This window comes from Streptomyces sp. NPDC017225, assembly GCF_044331465.1.
In the GTDB taxonomy this organism is placed as follows: Bacteria; Actinomycetota; Actinomycetes; order Streptomycetales; family Streptomycetaceae; genus Streptomyces.
In genome coordinates this window covers 1-13919 of the sequence record NZ_JBIRNE010000029.1, presented here as the reverse complement: position 1 = coordinate 13919, position 13919 = coordinate 1, and the positions used below count along the sequence as shown (strand labels likewise).

At 69.0% G+C, this 13919-nt stretch carries 12 protein-coding genes; 11 read left to right on the top strand and 1 reads right to left on the bottom strand.

The genetic code is table 11. From position 1 onward, the window contains the following. Nucleotides 1–238 precede the first annotated feature (238 nt). The 8 genes from ACH4NX_RS35320 (at nucleotide 239) to ACH4NX_RS35285 (ending at nucleotide 9700) form a co-directional block, all read left to right on the top strand. A complete protein-coding gene (locus tag ACH4NX_RS35320) occupies nucleotides 239–1225 on the top strand; it encodes a Bug family tripartite tricarboxylate transporter substrate binding protein (RefSeq protein ID WP_398130075.1) in 987 nt (328 codons plus the stop codon). Beyond that, nucleotides 1222–1782, top strand: coding sequence for a tripartite tricarboxylate transporter TctB family protein (locus ACH4NX_RS35315; protein WP_398130074.1), 561 nt, complete (start codon nucleotides 1222–1224; stop codon nucleotides 1780–1782). Before ACH4NX_RS35320 ends, ACH4NX_RS35315 begins: the two co-directional genes overlap by 4 nt. Before the next feature lies 1 nt (nucleotide 1783). Further along, nucleotides 1784–3286 carry a tripartite tricarboxylate transporter permease gene (locus ACH4NX_RS35310; RefSeq protein WP_351393091.1) on the top strand — a complete coding sequence of 501 codons (1503 nt, stop codon included), beginning with the start codon at nucleotides 1784–1786 and terminating at the stop codon, nucleotides 3284–3286. 196 nt (nucleotides 3287–3482) lie between these two features. Further along, nucleotides 3483–5384, top strand: coding sequence for an SMI1/KNR4 family protein (locus ACH4NX_RS35305; RefSeq protein ID WP_398130073.1), 1902 nt, complete (start codon nucleotides 3483–3485; stop codon nucleotides 5382–5384). 303 nt (nucleotides 5385–5687) lie between these two features. Then, the gene (locus ACH4NX_RS35300; RefSeq protein WP_398130072.1) at nucleotides 5688–6866 is read left to right on the top strand and encodes a cytochrome P450; all 1179 of its coding nucleotides are present in this window, start codon (nucleotides 5688–5690) and stop codon (nucleotides 6864–6866) included. 264 nt (nucleotides 6867–7130) lie between these two features. Continuing rightward, nucleotides 7131–7988 (top strand): 3-hydroxyacyl-CoA dehydrogenase family protein, encoded by an 858-nt coding sequence (locus tag ACH4NX_RS35295; RefSeq protein ID WP_398130071.1) that lies wholly within the window; start codon nucleotides 7131–7133, stop codon nucleotides 7986–7988. Nucleotides 7989–8031: 43 nt separating this feature from the next. Further along, nucleotides 8032–8538 (top strand): PaaI family thioesterase, encoded by a 507-nt coding sequence (locus ACH4NX_RS35290; RefSeq protein ID WP_351393080.1) that lies wholly within the window; start codon nucleotides 8032–8034, stop codon nucleotides 8536–8538. 52 nt (nucleotides 8539–8590) lie between these two features. Then, a complete protein-coding gene (locus ACH4NX_RS35285) occupies nucleotides 8591–9700 on the top strand; it encodes a 3-oxoacyl-[acyl-carrier-protein] synthase III C-terminal domain-containing protein (RefSeq protein ID WP_351393077.1) in 1110 nt (369 codons plus the stop codon). Nucleotides 9701–10840: 1140 nt separating this feature from the next. On the opposite strand, the gene ACH4NX_RS35280 is transcribed toward ACH4NX_RS35285, so the two are convergent. After that, entirely contained in the window at nucleotides 10841–11032 is a 192-nt protein-coding gene (locus ACH4NX_RS35280) for a hypothetical protein (protein WP_279563139.1), read from the bottom strand. Between the two features lie 145 nt (nucleotides 11033–11177). On the opposite strand from ACH4NX_RS35280, the gene ACH4NX_RS35275 reads away from it, so the two are divergent. The 3 genes from ACH4NX_RS35275 to ACH4NX_RS35265 all read left to right on the top strand — a co-directional run bounded on the left by ACH4NX_RS35275 (nucleotide 11178) and on the right by ACH4NX_RS35265 (nucleotide 13714). Next, complete coding sequence (locus ACH4NX_RS35275) at nucleotides 11178–12110, top strand: hypothetical protein (RefSeq protein WP_398130070.1); 933 nt, start codon at nucleotides 11178–11180, stop codon at nucleotides 12108–12110. Between the two features lie 7 nt (nucleotides 12111–12117). Further along, the gene (locus ACH4NX_RS35270) at nucleotides 12118–12519 is read left to right on the top strand and encodes a hypothetical protein (protein ID WP_398130069.1); all 402 of its coding nucleotides are present in this window, start codon (nucleotides 12118–12120) and stop codon (nucleotides 12517–12519) included. A 178-nt stretch (nucleotides 12520–12697) separates the two neighbouring features. Then, the gene (locus ACH4NX_RS35265; protein WP_398130068.1) at nucleotides 12698–13714 is read left to right on the top strand and encodes a hypothetical protein; all 1017 of its coding nucleotides are present in this window, start codon (nucleotides 12698–12700) and stop codon (nucleotides 13712–13714) included. Nucleotides 13715–13919 lie beyond the last annotated feature (205 nt).

Below are 13919 nucleotides of genomic sequence, written 5' to 3'. Positions count from 1 at the left end.
CAATGAACCGGCGATGCGCCGGCGACGTACCGGTGATGTACCGACGACGCATCGGGGACGCATCGGGGATGTACCGGCACGGCACGGACGATCCGCCGGCGACCGCAAAGACCACAACCTCCCTTGGTTCCGCAAGGAAGACAGGCCGCCGGTCCACGGGCACCATGTGGCCCACGTCACCCTCCCCCACAGGGCTTTCCCCCAACCCGATCTACCCAACCGACAGGTGGTGTCATACGTGCGCCTGCGCACCCCCCTTGCCCTGCTCGGGGCCGCCGTGCTCGTGCTCGCGGGACCGCCGTTGCTCTCCACGGGCAGCGACGCCGAGACCGGCACGCAGATCCCCGGCCTGCGCTTCATGGTCCCCAACACGCCCGGCGGCGGATACGACATCACCGCCCGCACGGCCGCGAAGAACGCCGAGGACGCCGGGCTCACACACAACATCGAGGTGTTCAACCTGCCCGGCGCGGGCGGCACCGTGGGCCTGAGCCGGCTGGCGAGCGAGCACGGCAACGGCAAGCTGGCCATGTCCATGGGCCTCGGCGTGGTGGGCGCCGTCCGCTCCAACCACGCGCCCAAGACCCTGGCCGACACCACGCCGATCGCGCGGCTCACCGAGGAGCAGGACGTCGTCGTGGTCGGCAAGGACTCGCCGTACAAGACGATCGACGAGCTGATCACCGCCTGGAAGAAGGACCCGGGCAAGCTCCCCGTCGGCGGTGGTTCGTCGCCGGGCGGGCCCGACCACCTCGCGCCGATGCTGATGGCGCAGGCCGCCGGGATCTCCCCCCGGTCGGTCAACTACATCCCCTTCGACGGCGGCGGCGAGCTGCTCGCCTCGATCCTCGGCAACAAGGTCGGCTTCGGGGTCTCCGGCGTCGGCGAGTACCTGGACCAGATCAAGGCGGGCGAGCTGAGGGTGCTCGCGGTGACCGGCCCGGAGCGGGTCGACGACCTGAAGGACGCGCCGACGCTTCTGGAGTCCGGCTACGACGTGGACTTCACCAACTGGCGCGGCATCGTCGCCCCGCCCGGCCTCTCCGAAGCGGAACGGAACAAGCTGACCCGCCTGGCCGAGGAGCTGCACGACTCCCCCGAATGGAAGAAGTCCATGGACCAGAACGGCTGGGACGACGCCTTCCTGACCGGTGAGAAGTTCGGAGCGTTCCTGGACGCCCAGGACAAGCGTGTGGTGTCGGTACTGAAGGAGCTGGGACTGTGACGACACGGACCGGTCCTTCCCCGGAGCCGACCCCTCCCCCGCCCCCCGCCCCGGCGGCCGAGCGGCGCTCGTGGCTGCGCGACCACTCCGAACTGGGCGTGTGCGTACTGCTGCTGGCGCTCGGGGTGCTCGTCCTGACCGACGCGCTGACCATGGACGTCGACATCACCCAGCGCGGGCCGGTGGGCCCGAAGACGGTGCCGATCGTGGTCGGCGCCGGGCTGCTGGTGATCGCCGCGCTGCTCGCCGTCGACGTGCTGCGCGGCGGCCGGGGCGAAGCAGAGGGCGGCGAGGACATCGACCTGTCCGAGCCGGCCGACTGGCGCACCGTGCTGCTGCTGTCCGGGATCTTCCTCGGCGCGGCCGTACTCATCGAGCCGGCCGGCTTCCCCGTCGCCGGGGCGCTGCTGTTCTGGGGTGCCGCCTTCGCCCTCGGCAGCCGCCGCGTGGACCGCGACCCGCTGATCGCCGCGGTGCTGTCCCTGTTCGCCTACGTCGTCTTCGACAAGTTGCTCGGCGTGCCCCTGCCCGGCGGTCCGCTGATGGGAGTGCTCTGACATGAACGCCCTGAACTCCCTCATGGACGGCTTCGGGACGGCCCTGTCCCCGCTCAACCTCCTGTGGGCCGCCGTCGGCGTGCTGCTCGGCACGGCCATCGGCGTCCTGCCCGGCATCGGCCCGGCGATGGCGGTGGCGCTGCTGCTGCCGGTGACGTACGGGCTCGACCCGGTCGCCGCGTTCATCATGTTCGCGGGCATCTACTACGGTGCGATGTTCGGCGGTTCGACCACCTCCATCCTGCTCAACACCCCCGGCGAGAGCGCCGCCGTGGTGGCGGCCATGGAGGGCAACCCCATGGCCAAGGCGGGTCGCGGTGCCCAGGCGCTGGCGGCCGCCGCCATCGGCCACTTCGCGGGCGGCATGATCGGCACGATCCTGCTCGTGGCGCTGGCGCCGACGGTCGCCGACCTGGCGGTGGACATCGGTGCGCCGGACTACTTCGCCATCATGGTGCTGGCGTTCATCGCCGTGACGTCGGTGCTCGGCTCCTCGCGGGTCAGAGGCCTGGCCTCCCTGCTGATCGGCCTGACGATCGGCCTGGTGGGCCTGGACCAGATGACGGGACAGCAACGCCTGACCTTCGGTTCGCTGCAACTCGCGGACGGTGTCGACGTGGTGATCGTCGCGGTCGGTCTGTTCGCGATCGGTGAGGCGCTGTGGGTGGCGGCCCACCTGCGACGCGGGGCGGCCGAGCCGATCCCGGTGGGCCGTCCCTGGCTCGGCCGTAGTGATCTGAGGCGGACCTGGAAGTCCTGGCTGCGCGGCCCGTTCATCGGCTTCCCGTTCGGCGCCATCCCGGCGGGCGGCGCGGAGATCCCCACGTTCCTGTCGTACGTCACGGAGAAGCGCCTGTCCAAGAACAAGGACGAGTGGGGCAAGGGCGCCATCGAGGGCGTGGCCGGCCCGGAGTCGGCCGCTTCGGCCTCGGCGGCGGGCACGCTGGTGTCCATGCTGACCCTGGGCCTGCCGACGACGGCGGTCGCGGCGGTCATGCTGGCCGCCTTCCAGCAGTACGGCATCCAGCCCGGCCCGCTGCTCTTCGAGCGCGAACCCGAGCTGGTCTGGGGCCTGATCGCCTCCCTCTTCGTCGGCATGGTGCTGCTGCTCGCGCTCAACCTGCCGCTGGCACCGGTGTGGGCCAAGCTGCTGCGCATCCCGCGGCCGTACCTCTACGCGGGCATCATGTTCTTCGCTGCGGTCGGTGCCTACGCGGTCGGCGGCGAGGTCGTCGACCTGGTGACCCTCCTGATCATCGGTCTGATCGGCTTCGGCATGCGACGCTACGGCCTGCCCATCCTGCCCGCCGTGATCGGCGTCATCCTCGGGCCGAACGCCGAACAACAGCTGCGCCGGGCCCTGCAGATCAGCGACGGCAGCGTCACGGGCCTGGTGAACACGCCGTTCGCGGTGACGGTGTACGCGGTGATCGTGCTGCTGCTGGCGTGGCCGCTGCTGAAGCGGCTGGTGGTGCACCTGCGCCGCAGCCGGTCCGAGGCCTGACCACCCCCGGGCGGGCGCCAGGGCGGGGAGCCGGGCCCGGGTGGGTCCGGTCGCCCGGTCGCCCGGTCCTCGGCCTCCCCCCGCCACCACTGCCTGGGCGGGGGAGGCTCACCGGCGACGCGAGCGGCGGTCGCCACGGAGGTGAGGGGCAACGCCCACCTGCCTGTTGTCAGTGGCCGGTGCCACAATCGGTCAGGTGATCGAGAACCGGCTCAACTGGCAGCAGTTCCTCCGCCGTTGGCAGGACGAGTGGATCCCGGACGAGGGTGACGCGGAGGACCTGGCGGAGGGCGGCCTGACCCTCTCCGATCTGGCCCTCGCCGCCCCGCCCGCGACAGAGGCGGAGGTCACCGCGGCCGAGGAACGCCTGGGCACCCGGCTCCCTCCGTCCTACCGGGAGTTCCTCAAGGCCAGCAACGGCTGGCAGATGGCCGTCAGGGCGTCCATCTACCGGCTGGGCGCGGTCCAGGAGATCGACTGGTTCGGGGACCCGTACCGCATGACGCCCCTCTGCCGGCGGACGCTCACCGACCGTTCGACCGAGCGGGAGGTGCTGCTCGCCGGCATGTGGGAGCGTGCGCTGCGACTGGAGACCGACTCGGACATGTCGCACGCCCTGCTGGACCCGGGCGACACCGACGACGACGGCGAGTGGGCGCTGTACGTGTACCGAGGATGGAGCGGTGAACCGCCGGACAGGTACCCGTCCTTCCGCGCCTACCTGGAGGAGTCCTACCGGGACTTCCACGCGGACCGGGCGGGCAGCCCCGCCTTCGTGAACGACACCACCCGCGCCCTGGACGCGGACGTCGAGCGCGCACGGCAGGAAGCCCTGGCAGGGCGTTGGGAGATTGCCCGGGAGCTGCTGGCCGGGGCGTCGCGCTACGGACGGCCGCCCGCCCGGGGGATGCTGCGGCAGCTCGAGGCGCTGTCACGGCGCGGCGGGTGCCACGGGTTCGGCGCCCTCGTGGCCGATCCGCGCTACACGGACGAGCTGGTGCCGGTCATGGCCCTCACACACGTACGGGAGCGGCACCACAGTCCCGTCAATTCTCGGTTCACGCTGGGCGCCGAGACCGACGAGGCCGTGGCGGCGGCCGCCGAGGCGATCCTCGCCCGGGTGCGCGAAGGCTCCCACCGCTACGCCCCTGACGGCGTCTTCGGAGCGGCGGTGGCCGAGGCGCGAGAGGCGGCACGGTGGGGCGACACGGACTCGGCGTGGCGGACGATACGCGCCGCGCTGCCGTCGTGGTCACCGCCGGGACCGGATCTGCTGGCGCCGCTCGGACTGCTCGGGGACACCGTGCTGGGGCCGGTGGTGACACCGGAACGCGGCCGGGAGCTGCTGGCCACACCGCGGGCCGGCCGGCCGGGCACGCTGCCCGACCCGGTGTTGGACCTGAACCCGCCGGGACTGTGCTGGCTGACGGACTCCCCCCGGTGGAACGCACCGCACGACTCGTACCGGTGCCTGTGGGCGGAGGGAGTGGAGCCCGAGGCGCTGCCCGCCCTGGTCGGGGAGGAAGGGGGCGGGAGTCCGGCCCCTCCGCCCGGCCGCCCGGACTGGTCGGAACTGTACGGCGCCCAACAGCGGAACGAGGCCGCCCCGTGGGAGGACCGGGCCGTCATGTCGGTGGGCCGCACGGGCTCGGGGTGGGCGTTCGGCTTCGACGCCGCCCCGAGGACATCGGTGGCCGGAAGCTTCTTCGTCTCCCCCGCTGCCGCCGCCTCGCGCGACGGCCGCGCGGTGGTGCTGTGGGTACGCAGGGCCCGGCGCGGTGGCGGCCTGAGGGAGTTCCACCTGTCGGTCGCACGGCGGGGTGAGGAGCTGTACGCGTACACCTTGCGCGGCACCGAAACCGAACGCTCGGGCCCGGTCCCCGGCACGCTCGATCCGGGAAGGGTCCTCGACGGCGTCCCCGAGGACGACCACGAGCGGTGCCTGCTGGCTGCCGTGCAGAAGGAGTTCGGCCTCTCCCTGCCCCGGCTCGCCCTGATGGAGGGCCTGCTGCCGCGACTGACCACCCGCTCCTGGAACCGCGCGCCACGCGAGAGCGAGGGGTACGCCTACTCCACTGTCGAGATCCGGATGAGATGACGGCAAGGCCGCAGGCCGCCGCCGCCCACCGGCGTGAGCACCCCTGTACGTCCCGCAGGCCCCTGACCGGAAATCGCTCACCACTCACGGCCGGGCATCGAAGGACAGGACAGGTGCGAGCCGTATGTCAGTCCCACTCGGCACATCGAGGCAGCGGCAGGGCAGGTCTTCGGACGGCGGCGGCGGGCTGCGTCTTCGCCCTGGTCCACGTCGCCTTTTGGTGGCGCGCCTACGCCGGCCGTGTCGGGCGTGTCGGGCGTGTCGCCGATGACGGCCGGCCGGAGCCCATTGGAGCCTGAGATCATGACCGACCCGACGCGGGACCCCCGCTTCCTCCAGGACCCCTGTCCGGCCTACGCGGCCATGCGGTCGACGTGCCCGGTACAGCCCGTACCTACCGGCTCCGCCGGGCGTCCCAGCTATCTGGTCACCGGCTACGCCGAAGCCAGAGAGGCCCTCGGCGACGTCAGGCTCTCGAAGGACACGGCCGTCTTCTTCGCGGGCAAGGAGTCCCGGCGCCGCCTGCATCCCGCGGTCGCCCACACCATGCTGGCCGGCGACCCGCCCCAGCACACCCGGTTGCGCAAACTGGTGACCAAGGCTTTCACCACCAGGACCGTCGCGGAACTGCGTCCGTTCATTGCACGGCTCACCGACGACCTGCTGGACCACTGGCCCGCCGGCGAACCGTTCGACTTCATGGCCGGCCTGGCGGTGCCGTTGCCGGTCGTCGTGATCTGCGAGCTGCTCGGAGTTCCGCAGGCCGACCGATCCGACGTCCAGCGCTGGTCCGCCGAGCTGTTCGCGGCGGGGGCACCCGACGCCATCGACGCGGCCTCGCACGCGATGGCCGACTACATGACGGACCTTCTCGCCGCCAAGCGCCTGGACCCCGGCAGCTCTCTTCTCGACCGACTCGTCTCGGCTCGTGATGGAGACGACCGCCTGAGCGAGGAGGAGTTGGTCTCCCTGGCCGTGCTGCTGCTCGTGGCCGGACACGAGACCACCAGCAACGCCTTGGGAAACGCCGTCCTCGCGCTGCTCCTGCACCCGGCTGCGCTGGATCGTCTGCGAGTGAATCCGGATGAGGTCCCTGCCGCGCTGGACGAACTGCTCCGCTTCGACTCCCCCGTGAGTACGGCCACCTTCCGGTTCACCACGGAAGCCGTCACGTTCGGTGATACCGACATCCCAGCCGGCATCCCGGTCCTGGTCGCCCTCGGGGCAGCCAACCGAGACCCAGCGCGGTTCCCGGTGCCGGACCAGCTCGACCTGGACCGCGACGCGGCTGCCCACCTTGCCTTCGGCCACGGCATCCACCGCTGCGTCGGCGCGCCCCTGGCCAAGGCCGAGCTGGAAATCGCCCTTCGCGCACTGCTGACCCGATTCCCCGGTGTCCGTCTGGCCGTACCGGTTGATCGACTGGACTGGCGGCGCACTCGTCTCGTCCGCGGACTTGCGTCGCTCCCTGTCCTGGCGTAACCGCGAACCGCCCGGCTAGAGACCTCTCAAGAACCCTGAGTCCTCCACCAGGGACATAGGAGCGGAAAGTGTGCCCGCGGAAAATACAGTACTGCGCCGTTCGGGCCATTCCAGCCCTGCCCAGGTCAACGACTGAGGAAATCCGGGTAGGCATTACGGCACGCACTCCCTGCAAACTGGCCGGACACGGATCGTCGGTGATAACCAAACACGAAGTCGTAAAATGTTGCCCTTACTCGGTGTGGATATGGGAGATGGCTGCGAGTGGGTAGTGTGACTGGGGTCGCGGGCGCCGGAGCGATGGGCGGTGGGATTGCCTTGGCGGCAGCGCTGGCGGGGTCTCCCGTCCTCGTCTGGAGCCGAAGAGAAGCGACGCTCAAAGCCTGCTTCGATAATTACAGAAAAGATTTGGGGCGAGCTGTCAAAAAGGGCTGGGTCGATAGGGGTTCTGCGGACGAGGCTGTCTCGCTGATCCAACCGGTGACTGATATGCGTGAGCTGGCGGCGGCCGACCTGGTCATCGAGAGCGTGGCCGAGGATCTCTCCATCAAGAAAGCGGTCCTTGCGGAACTCGACCATATCTGCGACGAAAACACGATCCTGTCCACCAATACTTCGTCCATCCCGATCGACATGCTCGCGGCGGCGACCCGGAGGCCGCAAAGATTTCTGGGAACGCACTTCATCTATCCGGCTCCGATCCGTCCGTTGGTTGAAGTTCTCACCGGAACCGAGACCAGCGAGGAAACCGTTTCCCGCGTTCGTGCGCGCTTCACGGAGTGGGGGAAACGTTGCTTGATCGTCCATGACGAAGCAACAGGCCCCATCGTGAACCGTCTGTTCGGTGTTCTCGCGGTCGAGGCGATTCGCCTGCACCAATCCGGAGCCGCGAGCGCAGAGGATATCGACGCCATCTGTGAGCTTGGTTTCGGGCATACGACAGGTCCGCTCAAATCGCTCGATGCCGTGGGACTGGATGTGGCATTGGCGAGTCTTGAGTACGCGTACGAGCGAACAGGGGACGCTGTCTTCGAACCGCCGGAAAGCCTGTTCCGTATGGTTTCCGAAGGACTGCTGGGGCGAAAGTCCCGCAAGGGCTTCTATGAATACCCGAACACATAGGCAAGCCGGACGTCGGCCCAGTACCGAGGAGGCTTGGAGCCGTATGAGCACGCGCGACGGAACGGCACCGCACCAGAGAACGTACTCCTTCCACGACCCGTTCACTCAGATTCCGACCCTTCTGGACATGGACGGGCTGCAGCTGATGCGTGGGCTGCGGGAAGGCTCGCTCTCGGCAGCTCCGCTGGAATCCACCCTGGACTACCGGGTCGTCGAGGTCGACCGGGGATCGGTGACCATCGGTGTACAGCCCCGAGAGTGGCACGGGACCCACAGCGGGAATGTCCACGGTGGACTGATCGCGTCCGTCGCGGACGCTGTGTGCGGCTATGCCGTCCAGACCCATCTGCCAGCCGGTTCGTACGCCGTCACTGCGGAACTGAGCGTCAGTTTCCTGTGCCCGGTAAGCCCAGGGCAGCAGGTGCTGCGCTGTGTGGGCTCAGCCCCCGCGCCCGAGCAGGAGCGTTCCCGAGCGACCGCTGAACTCCTTGACCCGGAGGGAAAAGTCCTGGCCAAGGCGACGGCCACCGTACGCGTCCTGTCCGTGTAGCCGCTCGCCGAGACGCGCATGCTCATCGAGGCGCCACCTAGGAGGGCCACCAGTGTCCGCGCCGAACAGCTTCCCGTACAAGATCACAGGATTGGCCGCGGAGTTGGGCGATCAGGTCGACATCTCAACCTGGGCAGAGAAGGTCAGAATTCCAGACAAGAAAAGCCCTGGCTCAATCCTGTCCGGGGAGGCTCTGCAACACATTCTGGGAGTTACGGGCAAAGCTTGGGCTCCCGACCGCTTCACGGACGTGAGCGTCCTCACGCAGGTGGCCCGGACGGCGCTCGACTCGGCAGCGATTACGGTGGAGGACGTTGATGCCCTCATCCTCGTGACATGCACGCCGTTTCAGGTGATGCTCGACCAAGACGCGCTCAGCCTGGCGCGCAACCTCGGCCTGCCGGATGCGGTCTCCCCCCTCCAGCTCGGAGCCGGCTGCGGCGGACTGGCCCGCGCAGCGGAACTCGCCCGCAAGATGAACAGTGAACGAGCCCTGGTCGTCGCCTATAACGTAGCGAGTCGCCACTCCGTTGACTCCCAGGGTGTCCTTTACTCGTACGGAATCGACAACGAGGCACACCCTTTCGGTACAGCGTTGTGGGCTTCCGCCGCACTGTTTTCCGACGCCCTGGCCGCTATGGTGCTGACGCGGACCGCGGACAGTGACGGCGTTTCGTTCTACAGTCGTGACGCATGCTCCTTCGCGGGCGGTCCGGGGCTTACTGATCCGCTCATTCACTACCCGGGTGGAGGTGCCCAAAATCCGCCGGGAGAAGAATGTTCCAGGCTCCTCATGGCGTACGGAATGAGCAGCAAGGAGATCATCGGCTACTACATGCGGGGCATGATGGAAAACCATCAAACCCTGGAGAGATGCAAGCCTGGATATCTTGACCAGGTCGCCCGCGTCTACACGCATCAGGCAAGTCCCCACCTCGTTGAAGCGTTCGCCGAATCGGTGGGCATGCGTAAGGGGATGACCCCGTCCAACGCGGCACGGTTCGGGAACATGGTTTCCCCTTCCACGCTGGCGCTGCTCCAGGAAGACCTCGTGGAGGGATCTGTTTCCAAAGGGGATTCGGTATGCTTCAGCGTGGTCGGATCGGGACCGGAACGCGGCGCCTTCATCACCTCGGTCGATATTGGATTCAGGGGTCTGTAGAGTTCGCAGGGCCCTGAGAGGTCTCGAGGGGGGCGGTTCCGCCCGCGAGCGCCGGATGTACCGCTGCGGCCGCGGATCTGGCCGACGCCGCCTCGATCACTTCGCAAGCGCCTCACGCCGGCGCGGTACGGCGCCCTCCCGAAGTCCTTCAGATCCGGAACGTAGTCGCGGAGAGTGCCTGACGAGACGCCCAGCAGCGTAGCGGTCGACGTGATGGAGCGGCCCGGGCCGGGCAGCGGAAACGCGGGCAACGGGCAGGTCCTCATGGGTGTCGACGGCGACGGGTTCCCAGCCTTCGCCTGTCGCTCCGCCGTTCAGGTGCCGCCCTGCCCCCGGCGGGATCGGCGTGGCCGACGCCCGCGTCGGCCCGGGCACCGGGCCCGGCCGGGCGGAAGTGTCACGGGATGGACGTCGTCGGCCCGCAACCGCTCGCCGGGACACCTCGGCCGTCTTGGGACGCGCAGCCTCTTGCAGAGAAGCCGGAGGGCGTCCTCGGCGCAGTACTGCGGCAGCCGGCCGGTCCGCTCACACGCCATGGTGAGCAGGGCATCGGTGTCCACCAGCACATCGGTCTCCACCAGCACACGCACGGACAGCGGTACACGCTCGGGCCCGCGCGGCCGCCTCCGCCGGCGAGGACACGTACGGGCAGACGACCGAGGCTCCTGCTACGACCCGGCCCTGCGCGACCTGCGGTGGGCGCACACCGGAGGCGCCGGAGGACTGCGGCAAGTACAAGACGGCCCATCGCACCAAGGGCTTCATCGAGGAGCAGATCGCCGCCCTCCACAAGCACCTCAGGACTTCCAGGGCTCCGAGAGCACTCCGGAGATCGACGTACCTGCCGTGCCCGACCCGGCACTGCCCGCGTCACCACGATGTCCTCCGCCACGGGCAGTCCATCAGCCGTCCCAGCCGGGCGGGCCACTCTCCCCGGCCTGTCCGCCGTCGACGGCACCTCGACGGACTCATGCAGTGACGGGCGCCGTAGAGCTACCCGAGGAACGACAACCGCACCTGACGGTTGGCGTTGTCCCTGTTGGTGTCCACCAAACTCCGTTAAGGCAACACCAGCCTATCCAGATGGCAAGGGCCGGGGCCGGCCCTTGCCACAACCCCGCGGTCATTTCTCCGGCAGGGTCACAGGGGCCTGAGGACGAGGAGGTGGCAGTCGAGGATCTGACGGGCTTCCCTCCGGCGGGAGCGGCGGGGGTGCAGCAGGGCGACTCTGACGATGACGACGTACACGGTGATCCAGATGTGCAGGACGGTGATCAGGCCCCAGAGCAGGGGCCCGGTGGTCGGGAGTGGGGCGGTCAGTGCAGTGAGCATGGTTCCTCCTAATGTGTCGCCGGGCCGTGCGCTGCGGCGGTTCCCCCAGGTCACCAGGCCCGGTGCGCCCGGCCCGGGTAAAGGTGGTGGGTCTCTAATTCCCGAAGGCGCGTCCTCTTCCGACGGAAGTAGGTAGGTTCGCGGCATGTCTTCTCCTGGTCCGGTCTCCGCTGATCAGCAGCTCGTCGAGCACGCGCGTCAGCACGGTTTCGTGGTGTCAGCGAAGCAGCTTGCGTCGTGGCGGCGGGCGGGGCTGTTGCCGGCACACACGAAGCGGGCGCTGGGCCGCGGGCGCGGGAGCACGTCGGTTCCGGACGACGAGGCATTCGGTCTGGTCGTGGCGCTCGCCCGGCTGGCGCGGAGGGGCGCCCGGCCCTCTCATCTGGCGCTGGCGCTGTTCGGCGAAGGGCACCCGGTGCCGGAGGAGACCGTGCGGGACGCCTTCGGCAAGGCGGTCCGGGGCCTGGGCGCCGGACTCGGCGAGGAAGGTCCGGAAGAGGGAGAGAACGAGGAGGAGTGGGCGGAGCGCGTCGCCGACGAGGTGCTCGCCTCGGGACAGCGGGTGCGGCTCATTCCCGCGCGGGTGCGTCGGATCGATGAGGGCATCGCCCGGTACATGCGTGACCGGGGGGTGGTTTGGCCCCCTCCCGAGCTGGCCGACCTGGACGCGAACCCGGAACCTCCGAGCCTGTCCGGCGGGGAGGTCACGGCTGCCGCAGTAACCACGGCGCTGCGTGGAGGTGCCGCCGTCACGCCGCAAGGGATCGGTGACGTGCTGCGGGCCGCTCAGCCGACGGGGTGGGGCAACCCGGGGGCGTCACTGGCCGAGTACACGGTCGATGACGTCCCTGATGCCGCCCAGGAGGTGTTCCTCCCGGACGGCGGGATGAGCACCGTTCCCGACGGTGACGTCCGCGGCGCCCTGCTCAGTCTGGCGGAGACGGCCACCCTGGAAGACCTGCGGGACGCCTGGGAGGTGAGCGGGGCGACCCGCGAGTGGCTGCTCGGATCCCCCGCCGTGCTGCCTGCCCCGCTGATCCCGTTCCTCCAGCCGCGGCACGCCTCCGAGATCCAGTAGGAGAATCATGATCCAGAGCCCTCGTGAGACCGTGGCGGCGGCCATGGCCGAAATGGCGGTGCTGCGTGCTCTCCAAGTGGCCGGTCGGCGCTTGCTCGCGCGGCGGAGCCGGGCGGTACGGGGCCCTCTGCGGACCGTCCCTCCGTGGGAGCTGCATGTCCATCTGCCGGTTGGCGATACCGATCTGGCGCTGCTCCTGCGGGATGCGTGGGTCATCCCGCAGGCCGTCGGCCTGCCCTCGACCATGATCGAGGAACTGGATCAGCACGTGCGAATTCTGCTTGCCGCGGGGCTCGGGTACCACCGGGACGACTTGTTCAAGACCTTGTCTCGTCTGCCGCTGGAACAGCTGGTACTCCCTTGGGACGCGCCTGCGGGGACGGACGAGGCTCATGCCCCGAGCAAGTGATCCGGTGGAGCTGAGGGCGGCAGGCGTCCTGCGGTACTGCACGGGTGAGACCGTCGAACCGTATGACCACTGCCCCCGGTGCGGTGATTTCCATGAGGTGCGCGCGGACCCCAACGGGCGCTTCGACTTCATGTGCGGCGGTGATCGGGCGGTTGAGGTCACACAGGTGACCAGCAGCGTGGCTGAGCAGAACCGGCGCTCCTGGGAGCCGTACCTCAAGGAGCATGCGGTGACCGAGCTAAATCTAGGCTGGCACGTAGTGTTCGAGAGCACGGCGAAGGCAACCTACGGGGGCCGCAAGGGGCACCCTCGTTTCAAGGATGCCCTGACCGTCATCAGCCCGGCCCTGGCCGAGCTGGAACGGCGTGGCGTGAACCGCTTCGGCCCCGGCACGGCCTGTATCGAGCGGCCATTCCATGAGGAGGCGTGCCCGTACGGCGTCCTGGGCAGTGCTGGGGTGGCCTTCGGTTGTTCAGTGCCCAGCGAGACGAGTACCGGCTACATCAGCGCAGGCCTGCTCACGGGGTACGACCAGATGCCGGCTTTCAACCCGGACCACTGGGCCGGGAAGGCCGAGAAGAACCGCCGCCAGGGAAAGCCCCCACCGCCCTCTCCCCTCCCGGAACCACTCCGGATGGGCCCGGTGCTGTGGTCGTTCGATCCGGACTTCCTCGCTTCACTGGAGAAGCGCCGGACCGAGGACGAACGGAAGTCGGCCGAGACGACGCGAGCCCTTTTCCCCGGTCGCCACACCGATGCTGAACTCGCCGAACTGGCCCGCCGGGACGTGAGCGAACGGATCACCCTCGCACGATCCCTGACCTGGCGGACCGCGCTCCCGGCGAACCCGCCGCCCATCGCTGACGCCGACGGCGGAACGGATCTGGTGGACTTGCTGGAAGTCGAGTTCGGGCTGCACGAGGACCTGGCCCTGAAGCTCAACGCGGCTTCCGACCGACCGCGCCGAGAGGTGTTCTTCTGGCTCACCTGGATGCGTTCCTCCGCATGGCACCGTCTCGCCGCCCCAGGCCTGCTGCCCCAGCGGTCTCCGAACGTACCGGCCGGCATCACCGGCCTCTGGGTCGGCTGCCTGCTGGACGAGACCCACGTTTTGCACTGGGCCCACGACACCGGCTGGACGCGCCACCCGCTACCGAACCCGCTGCCCATACCCCGATTCCCCGGCTGCCCCTGACGCACGACTGGACAGCGCAGCGGCATTTCGGCCCCCTCCTGGGCCCGGGTCGGCCTCTGAGGAGGGACCCGCTTTCCAGCTATAGGCATGCTCCGCAGTTGTCCAAGTTGCTAGTAGGGCTCCGTTAGGTCTGTCTCGTGGTCCTGTTTGGGGGCATGTTGAGGGTGTGGACGCACATGAAGTGAACCGTGCTCGGGCGACGTTG

Excerpts from the sequence above, each read along its gene's own strand:
- ACH4NX_RS35310 (WP_351393091.1), top strand. The coding sequence starts at position 1,784 with ATGAACGCCCTGAACTCCCTCATGGACGGCTTCGGGACGGCCCTGTCC.
- ACH4NX_RS35300 (WP_398130072.1), top strand. The coding sequence starts at position 5,688 with ATGACCGACCCGACGCGGGACCCCCGCTTCCTCCAGGACCCCTGTCCG.
- ACH4NX_RS35290 (WP_351393080.1), top strand. The coding sequence starts at position 8,032 with ATGAGCACGCGCGACGGAACGGCACCGCACCAGAGAACGTACTCCTTC.
- ACH4NX_RS35280 (WP_279563139.1), bottom strand. The coding sequence starts at position 11,032 with ATGCTCACTGCACTGACCGCCCCACTCCCGACCACCGGGCCCCTGCTC.
- ACH4NX_RS35275 (WP_398130070.1), top strand. The coding sequence starts at position 11,178 with ATGTCTTCTCCTGGTCCGGTCTCCGCTGATCAGCAGCTCGTCGAGCAC.
- ACH4NX_RS35270 (WP_398130069.1), top strand. The coding sequence starts at position 12,118 with ATGATCCAGAGCCCTCGTGAGACCGTGGCGGCGGCCATGGCCGAAATG.